Genomic DNA, 12,684 nt, shown 5'->3' on the forward strand with positions numbered 1-12,684 from the left:
CCGCGTTCGCGAACGACTGCTGTGACGAGAGCCCGTCCGACAAGACGGTGCGGTGAGGAGCGGTGCCGATGAGCACTACGAGGTCCGGGACGGGCACCGGGCGCACGACGAGTACGACGCCCACGGGGACGGAGCCGGCCGGCTCGGCCACCGCGGCGCTGGTCGCCGCCGTCCTCGGCTTCTTCGTGATCACGCTCGACGTCTCCGGGGTCAACGTCGCGCTGCCCGCGGTCGGCGACGACCTGGGGGGCTCGTTGTCGGGGCTCCAGTGGGTGGCCGACAGCTACACGCTGATGTTCGCGGCGCTCATGCTGTCCGCGGGCGCGCTCTCCGACGCGGTCGGCGCGCGCCGCGCCTTCGGCTGGGGACTGATCGTGTTCACCGCCGCCTCGCTGGCCTGCGGGGTGGCGCCCTCGCTCGAGGCGCTGACGGCCGCGCGTGTGGTGCAGGGCAGCGCGGCGGCGGTGATGGTGCCCACCTCGCTGGCGCTGATCCGGCACGCCCTCCCCGATCCGGAGGCGCGGGCGCGCGGCATCGCCCTGTGGACGGTGGGCGGCGCCGTCGCCATCGCCGCGGGGCCGGTGCTGGGCGGGCTGCTCACCACGGAGTGGAGCTGGCGGGCGGTGTTCTTCCTCAACGTGCCGGCCGGGCTCGCGGGCTTCCTGACGCTGCTGCGGGCGCCGCACTCGCCGCGCCGCCCGGCGGTCTTCGACTGGCCCGGGCAGGCGCTGGCGGTGGTGGCGCTGGCCGCGCTGACGTTCGCGGTGATCGAGGGCGGGCACCACGGCTTCACCGGGACGGTGTCGGTCGCGGCGGGCGTCGCGGTGCTGGCCGGGGCCGGGTTCGTGGCCGTCGAGGCACGCCGCGAGGCCCCGATGCTGCCGCTGCGGCTGTTCCGGGAGCGGTGCGTCACCGTGCCGGTCGTCGCGGGCTTCGCCTGCAACGCCGCCTTCTATGGCGGGGTCTTTGTGCTGAGCCTGTTCTTCCAGGACCAGCGGGGGCAGTCGGCGTTCTCGGCCGGGCTGATGTTCGTGCCGATGGCGCTGATCACCGCCAACTTCAACTACCTCTCGCCGAAGGCCGTCGCGCGGTACGGCCCGCGCGCGGTGGTCGTCGCCGGGCTGCTGGTCGGCACCGCCGGGTGCTGCGGGCTGGCCGCCGTGGGCGCGGGAACACCGTGGTGGCTGATCGCCCTGCCGATGATCCCGCTGGGCATCGGCGGCTCCCTCGCCATGCCGGCGCTGACGTCCCTGATGCTCGACAGCGTCGCCGCGGAACGGGCCGGCACGGCGGCGGCCCTCCTCAACACCAGCCGCCAGGCGGGCGGCGCCCTGAGCATCGCCGTCTTCGGCGCACTCCTGGCGAAGGACTTCGCACCGGGCATGCGCGAGAGCCTCCTCCTCGCGGCCGCCCTGCTGGTGGCCAACGCCGTGCTGGCTACGGCTCTGCTGCCTCGGCGGGTGCGGGAGAAGTGAAGTAGGGGGCGGTTGAGCGGGGGCCGCCGGGTCCGGGTCCGGGTGCGGGGGGCGCCTCGAGGGACGGCGGTGTGCGGCTCGGGCCCGGCCGCCTGCGCGGGCCCGGCCGGGCTTCCGCCTGGGGCTGCCCGGACCCCCTCAGCCATGCCCCCCTGCCTGCCGGGCCCCGGCGACGGCAGTCGCCCGGTGCAGCAACGTGCAGCACAACATGCTGCACCGGGCCGCCATGGCGCCTGCCGCCCCGCCCGGGCAGGCTGCGCATCGTGCCCCGGACGGCATCGCGGCCCCGGAGCGCTTCCCGACGTAACTGCCTTCCAGTCCAAGGGAATCCGTCATGCCCAGCAGTCTCGCTCTCACCCTGCCCGCCAAGGGCGCCCCGTTCACCGTGACCGCCATCGAGCGGCGCGTCCCGCGCGACGACGACGTCCGCATCGACATCCGGTACTGCGGCATCTGCCACACCGACCTGCACTTCGGCCACGACGACTGGGGCGGGACCATCTTCCCCCTCGTCCCCGGCCACGAGATCACCGGCGTGGTCGCGGAGGCCGGCGCCGCCGTCACCTCGCTGGCACCCGGCGACCGGGTCGGCGTCGGCTGCATGGTCGGCTCCTGCGGCACGTGCGGCCCCTGCGCGGCGGGCGAGGAGCAGTACTGCGCCGAGGGCTTCGTCAAGACCTGCTCGGCCCGCGACCGCGACGGCACGGTGGCCCAGGGCGGCTACAGCCAATCCATCGTCGTCCCGGAACACTTCGTCCTGCGCATCCCGGACCAGCTCGCCCTCGACCGCGCCGCCCCGCTGCTCTGCGCCGGCGTCACCGTCCACTCACCGCTGCGCCGCTGGCAGACCGGCCCGGGCACCCGCGTCGGCGTCCTCGGCATGGGCGGCCTCGGACACCTCGGCGTGCGGATCGCCGCCGTCCTGGGCGCCGAGGTCACCTTGCTGGGCCGCTCGCCGGAGAAGGCGGACGACGCCCGCCGCCTCGGCGCCACCCGCTTCGTCGACCTGCGCGACCACCGGCAGCTTGCCGCGCTCGGCGGCCACTTCGACCTGCTCCTCAACACCATTCCGGCCCCCCTCGACATGGACCTCTGCCTGGGACTGCTCGGCCTGGGCGGCACCCTGGTCAATGTCGGCGCCCCGAGCGACCCCGTCGCCTCGTACAACACCTTCTCGCTGCTCGACGCCCGCCGGGTGATCACCGGATCGTCCATCGGCAGCGTCCGCGAGACACGGCAGACGCTCGACTTCTGCGCCGCGCACGGCATCGGCGCCGAGATCGAGACCATCCCCGCCTCCCGGGTCCCGCAGGCGTGGCAGACGCTCGCCGAGGCCCGCTACCGCTACGTCATCGACATCGCCACCCTCACCGCCCCGTGACGGCGTACCCCCCGATTCCGCACCCCATCGCACCGGAGGTAGATCGCGTGTCAGTCCAGCGAGTTCCCGTCCTCGTCGTCGGCGGGGCGTACACCGGGCTCACCACGGCCCTGAGCCTGGCCGCGCGCGGCGTGCGCCCCCTGTTGGTCGAGCGGCGCCCGGGCGCCGCCACGCTGCCCAAGGCGTGGGGCCTCAACACCCGCTCCCAGGAACTCCTGCACACCCTCCCCGGGGTCAAGCAGCGTTTGGAGCAGGCCCTGGGGGAAGTGCGCTGGCCCCGCATGAGCCACGGCGTCAGCCTGGCCGACCCCGACCGGCGCTTCCTCGACCCGGCGGAGGGCCAGCCCGACCCGCTGCCGCTCTCCCCGGTGCCGCCGCTGGCCTGGATATCGCAGGCCCAGGTGGAGGGGATGCTCCGGGCCTGCGCGGAGGACGCGGGCGCGGAACTGCGCCACGGCACCGAGGCCGTCTCCCTCACCCAGGACGGTGACAAGGTCACCGTGACGCTCCGCGAGGTGCGCTCCGGCCGCCGCTACACCGTCGAGGCGGACTACGTGGTGGCGGCCGACGGCAACACCAGCCCCGTACGGGACATGCTCGGCGTCCCCGTGGGGGGCAGCGGGGTCATCGGGCACATGTACATCATCACGTTCGAGGCCGACCTGACGCGGTACGTCGAGAAGGGCGCGGTCGAGGTCATCGGCATGCCCGGCAGCGGTTCCAGTTTCATCCTGGACGGCTCCGAGCGCCACACCCTGTGGGTCGACTACTTCCCCGAACGCGGCGAGAGCCCGGCGGACTTCACCGAGGAACGGTGCCTGGAGCGGGTCCGCCGCGCCATCGGCGACCCCTCGGTCGACGTCACCTTCGTCAACGCCCGGTTCTTCCCCATCAACCACAAGACGGCCGACCGCTTCCGCGTGGGCCGCGTCTTCCTGGCCGGTGACTCCGCGCACGCCTGCCCGCCCAACGGCGGCCAGGGCGGCAACCTCGCCATCCAGGACGCCTACGACCTGTCCTGGCGGCTGGCCCTGGTGCTCGACGGGCAGGCCGGGCCCGGTCTTCTGGACACCTACGAGGCCGAGCGCCGACCGGTCATCCGGATCACCCTGGAGCGCGAACTGGCGCTGGCGAAGGTCTCCGAGGGCCGGGTGCCGGCCAGCTACAACCCGGCCGACCCCGACGCCCCTGTCCCCACGCCCAGGGAGTTCCTCGGCTTCCGGTACCACTCGGCGGCCGTCCGCACCGAGCCCGGTGACGACGGCAACCTCCAGGAGGACCCGTGGCACCCGACCGGGCGGCCCGGCGGACGGGCGCCGCACGTCGTGCTCACGGCGGGCTCCCGGACGCTGTCCACGCTCGACCTGTTCGGCCGCGCGTTCGTGCTGCTGGCCGGGGCGGAGGCCGCCGACTGGGCCGCCGCCGCGGAACGCGCCGCCGAGCGCCTCGGGGTCGGCCTCGTGGCCCACCGCATCGGCGACCGGCTCACCGACCGCGACGGCGTCTGGGGCGCCCGGTACGGCGTCGGGCCCACGGGCGCGGTGCTGGTCCGGCCCGACGGCGTCATCGCCTGGCGCGGCAGGACGTCGGCGGCCGACCCGGAGGGGGAGCTGACGGCGGCGCTCACCGCCGTACTCGCCCGCTGAGAACGGGACCGGCCCAGGCAAGCTCGGGTCTGCCCGGGCCGGTCAGCCGTCCCCGTGCGCCGCGCCGGCCTGTACGGCGTCCAGCATGCGGTCGCGGACCATCCAGCCGGCCTGGAACCGGCTCTGCGCGCCGAGGTCGCCGAACAGCTCGGCGATGTACTTCCGGCAGGTCCGCACCCCGATGCCCAGCCGCCTGGCCACCACCTCGTCCTTGTAACCGGCGGCCAGTAACTGGACGATCGCGGTCTTCGTCTCCTGGGTGAGGATGGCCGGGATGCGGTTGCCGCCGCCCGACCGGTCGAAGACGGTGCCGGTCGCCCAGGCGCTCACCACCATGTGCACGATGAAGCCGACCAGGGCGCCGTGCCGGACCAGGTACGCCCGGCCCGTGCCCGTGCCCGCGGCACCGTCCGCCCCGTCCTCGGCCCCGGCCTCGAAGAGGAAGGCGGTCGTACGGTCGAACACCGTCAGCGGCGGCAGTGACGCGGCCGTGGTGCGGACCTCGCCGCCCGACGCGATGATCCGCGCGGCGCGGTGCCGTACGTCCGCGTCGTGGCGCGACAGGTGGGGGAGCAGGACCCGTACGTCGGCTCCGGGTGGCACGGGCTCGCCCGTGCCGCACACCAGGTCCCGGGCCGGGGCGGGCGTCTCCCGCCCCAGGGGCTGCACGGCGAGGACCTCCTCGGTGCAGTGCCGCGCGGTGACCGCCAGCGCGTCGCGCAGCTCGGCGGCGCCCTCGATCGTGACCACGGGGGCGGGCGATCCGCCCGCCGGGTCCGGCAAGCACATGCCGGACAGCGTGTCGAGCTGCGCGCGCAACCCTTCGAGCTGGGCCTGCCACGCCTCGATGACGCCGGTGAGAGGCTCGGCGTACTGGAGCTTGACCATCTCGGGGTGGACGGCGGTCCAGTCGCCGGGGCCCTCCGGCCGGGGCCGCGCCAGTCTGTTCCGGCTCAGCCGGGACAGCACGCGCTCCGTGCGGCCCGCGCTCCAGCCCAGACTGCTTGCCAGTCTCTCCAGCCGGGCCCCGCCGGTCGTCACGAGGAGCTGGTAGGCGGCCAGCTCCTCGTCTCCCATCAGCGGAACGATCTGGGCGATGTCCATCGTCTTCCCCCTGATCTACTGCTGCAACGGCAGAACAAGAATAAACACGAGGCTACTTATGAACGCAAGTACAGTTTTTCCGGCTGCATGGGCGGGCGGTCGTCTAGCTGCTGGATCGGTCGTCGAGAGGGAAAGTTGGCCCCGGGTGTATTTTTGGATCGCCCTCGATAGATCGCTGAGCCGATTGATCAACAGATCGACACATCGATGAATCGATCGGCCGTCCTCGTCTGTCCAGCCATCGACCTGGAGTCCTCCATGCGCCCGAAGCTGTCCAGCACGACACCCCTCGCCATCGTCGGCATGGCATGCCGGTTCCCCGGGATCGAGAGCACCGACGAGCTGTGGGACGTCCTGGCGTCCGGCGCAGACATGGTGACGCCGGTTCCGCGCGACCGGTTCGACGCCGACGCCTGCCACGCCGCCGCCCCCATGACCCCCGGCCGCACCGTCTCCCGGCACGGCGGGTTCCTCACTGACGCGTTCGGGTTCGACCGGGAGTTCTTCGGCGTGCCGCCCGCCGCCGCCCGCGCCATGGACCCGCAACAGCGGCTCCTGCTGCACGTCGTCTGGGAGGCCCTGGAAGCGGCCGGCATCCCCCCGGCGCGGCTCGCCGGCAGCAGGACCGGCGTCTTCGTGGGGCAGGCGACCGCCGAGTACGCCGACACCGACCCCCGTCCGGACGAGCCCGACGTGCGCGACATGACCGGCAGCCGCCTGCGCGCCGTCACCGCCGGCCGGATCTCCTACGCGCTCGACCTGCGCGGACCGAGCGTCGTCCTGGACACCGCCTGCTCCTCGTCGCTGGTCGCCGTGCACGCCGCCCGGCAGAGCCTGCTCACCGGCGAGAGCGACCTGTGCGTCGCCGGGGGCGTCAACATCATCCTGTCCGCGCACGACGCCATCGGCTACTCGCAGGGCGGCATGCTCTCGCCCGGGGGCCGCTGCCGGTTCGGCGACGCCCGCGCCGACGGCTTCGTGCGCAGCGAGGGCGTGGGCGCGGTGGTGCTCAAGCGGCTGGACGACGCGGTGCGCGACGGCGACCCCGTGCACGCGGTGCTGCTCGGCAGCGCGGTCACCAACGACGGCGCGGGCGGCGGAGTGCCGCTGCGCCCGTCGGTCGCGGGCCAGGCGGACATGGTGCGCGCGGCGTGCGCCGCCGCGGGCGTTGCACCCCGCGACCTGGACTACGTGGAGGCGCACGGCACCGGCACCGCCGTCGGGGACGCCGTGGAGCTGGAGGCGCTCGCCGAGGCGGCCGGGGCCGGACGGCCCGAGGACCGGCCGCTGCCGACCGGGTCGGTGAAGACCAACATCGGGCACACCGAGGCCGCCGCCGGGATCGCCGGTCTGCTCAAGGCGGTGCTGATCCTCCGGCACGGCGTCGTCCCGGCCTCCCTGCACCTCGGCGAACCGCACCCGCTGCTCACCCGGGACGGCTTCCCGGTCCGCGTGGTCACCCGCGCCCGGCCCCTGGACCCGGCCGGTGACCGCGCCCTGCTCGGCGTCAGCTCCTTCGGCCTGTCCGGCACCAACGCCCACGTGGTCGTCGGCGCGCACCTGCCCGACCCCGCCCCCGCCGACCCCGGGCCCGAGACGGCCGAGACCGGCCCGCACCTGCTGGTGCTGAGCGCCCGCACCCCCGGTTCCCTGCGCCGCCTGGCCACTCGGTACGCCGACTACCTCGACGAGGGCGGAGCCGGCCGTCGCCTCCCCCTGCGGGACGTCTGCGCCGCCGCGGCCACGCGACGCGACGCCCACCCCCACCGGCTGTGGGCCGTGGGCACGGACCACGACGCCCTGGTCCGCGCGTTGCGCGCGCTCGCCGCCGGGGAGGCGACCGCCGACGGCGGCACCGGCGACGCGGTGCCGCCGGGCGGGCGGCGCGTGGTGTTCGTCTTCTCCGGGCAGGGCGCGCAGTGGGCCGGCATGGGCCGCGCCCTCTACCGCTCCTCACCCGCTTTCAAGGCGGCGCTGGACGCCTGCGACCGGGCCGTCCGCGCCGAACTCGGCTGGTCGGTCCTGGACCGGCTGCTGTCCGGCCCCGCCGACCTGCCCACCGACGTGGACGTCGTACAGCCCGTCCTGTGGGCCGTGCAGGTGGCGCTGGCCGCCGCCTGGCGGGAGCGGGGCGTGCGGCCGGAGCTGTGCATGGGGCACAGCATGGGGGAGGTGGCGGCCGCCCGGACGGCGGGCGCCCTCTCCCTGGACGACGCGGCCGCGGTGATCTGCCGCCGCAGCACGCTGATGCAGCGGACCGCCGGGCGCGGCGCGATGCTCGCCGTCGAACTCCCCGCCGACCGGGCCCGCCGCCGCGCCGGGACGTACGGCGGCACGGTGTCCGTGGCCGTCGAGAACGCCCCCAGCGGCACCGTCCTCGCGGGCGATCCCGCCGCCCTGACCGCCCTGCGCGGTGAACTGGAGCGGGACGGGGTCCTGTGCCGCCCGGTCCGGGTCAACGTGGCCTCCCACTCGCCCTACATGGATCCCGTACGGGAGAAGCTGCTGCGGGCGCTGGACGGGCTCGCCCCGGCGTCCGGCGGCACGGACCTGGTCTCCACCGTGTACGGCCGGAGGGTCGAGGGCGCCGCGCTGACCCCCGCCTACTGGGCCGAGAACGTGCGCCGCCCGGTGCGGTTCGCCGGTACCGTGCGGCGGGTCGCCGAGGAGGCGGAGAGCGTCTTCGTCGAGGTCGGCCCCCACCCCGTGCTGCTCGCCGCCATGGAGGAGACCCTGGGCGCCTGCAATGCCGGCGGCGCGGCGGTGGCCTCGCTGCACCGCGGCTGCGACGAACCCGACGAACTGGTCCGGGCCGCCGGGCGAATCTTCGCCCACGGCGGGCGGGTGGACTGGCACCGCTGGTACGGCACCGTCACCCGGCACGTGCCGTCCCTGCCCACCTACCCCTGGGACACCGTCCCGTACCGGCGCGCATCCGCCGACCGCCTGCCGCAGGCCCCCCGGGAGCGGCGGTTCGACCTGGCCGCGTGGGGCGGCACCGCCGACTGGGGCGGCGGCATCGCCGTGCACGGGGTCGCGGACGTGCCACCGGTCGTCCACCTGGAGGCGCTGCGCGAGACGGTACGGGAGGCGGACGGCGACGGTCCCTTCGAACTCCGGGACGTCCGGCTGGGCGGCACCCCGCTGCCCGTCGACGCGGCCGCCGGCACGACCCTGCACGTGACCCTGGAAGGCCCCCGCGACGACCGTGCCGTGACGGTGCGGGCGTCCGTGCCCGGCGCCCCGGAGCCCCTGCTGTGCGTCGCCGGGCGAGCCGTCCGGACGGCGGCCGAGGAGCCCGGCCCCGAGGGCGCCGAGCTGCTCGACGCCGCGCTCGCGCGCTGCTGGAACCACCTCGCCGCCCACGAGGTGTACGCACTCGCGCAGCGCCACGGCTACGACATCCCGGAGCCGTTCCGGGGCGTGGAGCACCTGTGGCGGCGCGAGGGCGAGGCCGTGGCCCGCGTCCGGCTGCCGAGCCCCCTGCCCCGGGCGGGCTGGGAGGTGGGCCTCCAGACGCTGCTGGCGGCCCGGCCCCGGGCCGCGTCCGGCACGGACGACACCGCCCATGTCCCCGTCTCCTTCACGTCGGTGCGGTTCCACGCGCCGCTGGAGGCCGAGTTCTGGAGCGTGAGCAGGGTGCGGCCGGACCGGAGGGGCAGGGGCGGGGCCCGTGTCAAGGCCGACGTCCTGCTGCTCTCGACGGACCACCGGGTCCTGGCCCGCTTCACCGGCATCCGGCTGCGGCGGCTCGGCCCGGCGCGGTCCGCGCGGACGCCGCTGTCGTACCTCACCGCCCTGCGGCGCCTGGCCGGGGACGCGGCACGGGCGGTCGGCCGCGCCCGGACCGCGCCCCCGCCGCGCCCGGTCCGCCCCCTCCCTCACGTCCCGGCCCGGCGCGGCGCCCCGGCCACGGCCCCCGGCGCCCCTGAGGGCGGCGCGGCCGACACCCTCGTCGCGTACGCGGCCGAGCTGCTGGGCATGCCCGCGGCCGACCTCGACCAACGGCTTTCCTTACGCGAACTCGGCCTGGACTCCCTCACCGCCGCCCGGCTCCGCCACCACCTGCGCACTACCCACGGCACGGAGCTGACCGCCGGACGGCTGCTCGGCACCGAGAGCCTCGCCGGCCTGCGCGCCGCACTCGGCGCGGATGACCATCACACCGGGCGTTGCCCCGTGCCGGTGCGGGAGTAAAGTTGCACCCAAGTACAAAAACGTGTCGGGAGTACGACGCGGGCCGCCGTGCTGCGCGGCCGGTGAGTTCGGCAGGAACGGGAGTAAACGGAAATGGACTCGCGCGCGACAGAGCCGCCGCCGCAGGTCAGCCGTCGGGAGCGGAACAAGCGACGCGTCCGGGAGCGCCTCTACTCGGCCGCGATCGAACTCATCGTCGAGAAGGGGTACGACCACACCTCCATCGAGGAGATCGCGGAACGGGCGGACGTCGCGCGCGGCACCTTCTTCAACTACTTCCAGCGCAAGGAAGACATCATCACCGAGTGGGGGGAGCGCAGGCGCACCGCACTCGTGACGGGACTGGACGAGGAGGGCGTGTTCATGCCCGGCTCGATCGCGCGGCTGCACCGGTGCATGGCGGTCCTGGTCCGCATCAACCAGGAGGAACCACGGCTCACCACCGCCATGCTGACCGCGTGGGTGCGGGCGGGCCGGCCGATCCTGGAGGACCCCTACGTCGCCGAGGTCTTCGCCGGCATCGTCGACAGCGGCGTACGCCAGGGGGAACTGTCCCCGGGCCTCTCACCGGTCCTCGCCGGCAACGTCCTGCGGGACGTCTACCTCGGCGCCCTCTACCGCTGGGCCAAACAGCCGTCGGACGCCACGGACTCACTGGCCGAGGAACTCCGACAGATACTCGGCCTGCTCCTGGATGGCATGGCCGGCCCCCGCTAAGAAGCCGTATCTCAACCGATCTTGGAACGTGTGAGTCGAACGGAGTTCCTGGTCGGGTGATCTTCCGCCGGTACGCGCATGAAGGCAGGGCCTCCTGGTAGCTCGGGGGTGCGACCCCAATCCGAGCGGTTCCCGGAGGCCCTGTTGTCGTTGTTGTACGCGCCCGAGGCCCGTCACTTCAACTCGCCCGCTGTGTCGTGCGATTGTCTCGCGCACGTGTACGGCAACGCGGCCGATCATCCGGACCGGGTGCGCCGGTATCCCTCCGACATGACGGACGCGGAGTGGGCGGCCGTGCGGCCGTTGCTGCCGGTGCCGGCCTGGCTTCAGGGCCGGGGCGGGCAGCCGGAAGGCTATTGCCACCGCCAGATGCTGGACGCTGTCCGCTACCTGGTCGCGGGTGGGATCTCGTGGCGGGCGATGCCCGCGGACTTCCCGGCCTGGGCCCGGGTCTACGCCTTCTTCCGCCGCTGGCGCGAGCACGGGCTGATCACCGAGTTCCACGACCGGCTGCGCGGGACGGTGCGTGAGCGGGAGGGCCGTGAGGCCGAGCCCACCGCAGGCATCGTCGACGCGCAGTCGGTGCGGGCCGCCGCGACGGTCCCGGCCGTCTCACGCGGCTACGACGGCGGGAAGAAGGTGCCGGGCCGCAAACGGCACATCGTGACCGACACGCTCGGCCTGCTCCTGGTCGTCGCGGTCACCGCCGCGAACATCGGCGACCGCGACGCCGCGACGGGCCTGCTCCAGCGGCTGCGGCGTCTGCACCGAGACATCACCCTCGTCTGGGCCGACGGCGGCTACACCGGCTCCCTCGTCGACTGGTGCCAGGACACACTCGCCCTGGCCCTTCAGATCGTCAAACGCACCGACGACATGACCGGGTTCGTGGTGCTGCCCAGACGCTGGGTGGCAGAGCGCACGTTCGCGTGGCTGATGAACTCCCGTCGCCTGGCCCGTGATTACGGGACGCTGCCCGTTTCCAGCGAGGCGGTGATCCAGTGGTCGATGGTCACACGGATGAGCCGGCGCCTGGCGCAACCACGGGCCGACGCCCGGCGCTGAAGGCCCCCGACGTCTCCAGCACCAGCCACCCGCGCTCCGCCAGACGCCGGGCTTTCGAGCGCACCCCCTCGACCTTCGCCGACGTTGTCTCCAAGCCCAGCCGAACCGTGATCTCCCGGGCCTTCAGCGGCCCTTGGCCCGCGGGCTGGAGCTCGTCCAGCACGCCCAGAATCCGCTGGTAGTCCGGCGCCAGCACCGTCACCGGCAGATCTTCGCGCCAAGGCGGCACGATCGAGCCCGGCACCGGCGCGGGCGAGGACACGGTTTCCGCCGCCGTCCCGGTCACGGCGGTGGACTCGGCAGCCGAGGCTGCCAGGGCCTCGACCAGCTCCTCCCGCGCGATCACCCGCCGGTCCAGCTCGATCTCCGCGGCCTCCAACACCCCAGCCAGCCGCGCGACTTCCTCCCGCAGACCCTCCACCTGCACCCGGGCCGCTGTCTCCCGCTCCTCCAGCATTCCCAGCACCGACGCCATCGCGCACCCCTCGACCACAGAGCCGAAACAAGACGCCACATGCCTCCCTCATTCCGAGCCAGAGCATGCCTGACCAGCGGAAATCAAGCGGTCACGTTCGGTTGAGATACGGCTTCTGAGTACACACCCCGGGCCCCTGGTGCAGACGCAGCACGCCTGGAACGCCGCCTGAGCTCGCCGGGCCCGGCCTCGGTGGCGCTGCCTGCTGCGCCTCTGTCTGTACGGGATGCTGCAGCCTGCGGCCGCATAAATCGGCAGCCAAGGTCTCATCTCTACGGGACCATGAGCCATGTTCAAAGATCGCATATCACCTCATGTCGCTGATGCCCTGCGCCAGATCAACGACTGGCAGAAAGCGACCAGCGAGCCCAGCCTTGCAGTGGAACCGGGCAGCAGCCTCAGCGGAGACGATGCCAAGGTCCCCACCCTCAGGGTGTCCAGCGCCGCCTACCAGTGCTTTGCGCACGCCGTTGACCATCTGCATGCGGTACAGGCCCTGCTCTTTGAAGCAAAGGTCATCCACTCCTACTAGGGCTTGGTCAGGTTCGTATCACCGTGGGTATGTCGCGGTGACAGGTGGGGCAAGCGCCGGTCCAGAGGGCGAGGAGTGTCTGCAGTTCGCGG

9 protein-coding genes are annotated in these 12,684 nt (G+C 73.8%); 7 read left to right on the top strand and 2 right to left on the bottom strand.

What is annotated here, in order from left to right; translation table 11 throughout:
• Positions 1-68: 68 nt before the first annotated feature.
• From ACIP67_RS42160 to ACIP67_RS42170, 3 genes are all read left to right on the top strand, one after another.
• On the top strand, positions 69-1,475 hold the full coding sequence (locus tag ACIP67_RS42160) for an MFS transporter (protein WP_401699755.1): 1,407 nt from the start codon (positions 69-71) through the stop codon (positions 1,473-1,475).
• 334 nt (positions 1,476-1,809) lie between these two features.
• On the top strand, positions 1,810-2,856 hold the full coding sequence (locus tag ACIP67_RS42165; protein ID WP_401699758.1) for an NAD(P)-dependent alcohol dehydrogenase: 1,047 nt from the start codon (positions 1,810-1,812) through the stop codon (positions 2,854-2,856).
• 47 nt (positions 2,857-2,903) lie between these two features.
• Positions 2,904-4,502, top strand: a complete 1,599-nt coding sequence (locus ACIP67_RS42170) for an FAD-dependent monooxygenase (RefSeq protein WP_401699761.1) — start codon at positions 2,904-2,906, stop codon at positions 4,500-4,502.
• Between the two features lie 42 nt (positions 4,503-4,544).
• Here ACIP67_RS42170 and ACIP67_RS42175 read toward each other — a convergent pair whose 3' ends face one another.
• The gene (locus ACIP67_RS42175; protein WP_401699763.1) at positions 4,545-5,606 is read right to left on the bottom strand and encodes a hypothetical protein; all 1,062 of its coding nucleotides are present in this window, start codon (positions 5,604-5,606) and stop codon (positions 4,545-4,547) included.
• 207 nt (positions 5,607-5,813) lie between these two features.
• Here ACIP67_RS42175 and ACIP67_RS42180 point away from each other — a divergent pair, with 207 nt between their 5' ends.
• From ACIP67_RS42180 to ACIP67_RS42190, 3 genes are all read left to right on the top strand, one after another.
• On the top strand, positions 5,814-9,803 hold the full coding sequence (locus tag ACIP67_RS42180; RefSeq protein WP_401699765.1) for a type I polyketide synthase: 3,990 nt from the start codon (positions 5,814-5,816) through the stop codon (positions 9,801-9,803).
• A gap of 93 nt (positions 9,804-9,896) precedes the next feature.
• Entirely contained in the window at positions 9,897-10,520 is a 624-nt protein-coding gene (locus ACIP67_RS42185; protein WP_401699767.1) for a TetR/AcrR family transcriptional regulator, read from the top strand.
• Positions 10,521-10,790: 270 nt separating this feature from the next.
• Positions 10,791-11,585, top strand: a complete 795-nt coding sequence (locus ACIP67_RS42190) for an IS5 family transposase (protein WP_401699769.1) — start codon at positions 10,791-10,793, stop codon at positions 11,583-11,585.
• On the opposite strand, the gene ACIP67_RS42195 is transcribed toward ACIP67_RS42190, so the two are convergent.
• Entirely contained in the window at positions 11,533-12,060 is a 528-nt protein-coding gene (locus ACIP67_RS42195; protein ID WP_401699771.1) for a hypothetical protein, read from the bottom strand. The two genes, ACIP67_RS42190 and ACIP67_RS42195, sit on opposite strands and share 53 nt — an antisense overlap.
• Before the next feature lie 289 nt (positions 12,061-12,349).
• Here ACIP67_RS42195 and ACIP67_RS42200 point away from each other — a divergent pair, with 289 nt between their 5' ends.
• Positions 12,350-12,592: a hypothetical protein gene (locus ACIP67_RS42200; protein WP_401699773.1), complete on the top strand. Its 243-nt coding sequence runs from the start codon at positions 12,350-12,352 to the stop codon at positions 12,590-12,592.
• Positions 12,593-12,684: the final 92 nt, after the last annotated feature.

Source organism: Streptomyces sp. NPDC088812, assembly GCF_044750285.1.
In the GTDB taxonomy this organism is placed as follows: Bacteria; Actinomycetota; Actinomycetes; order Streptomycetales; family Streptomycetaceae; genus Streptomyces.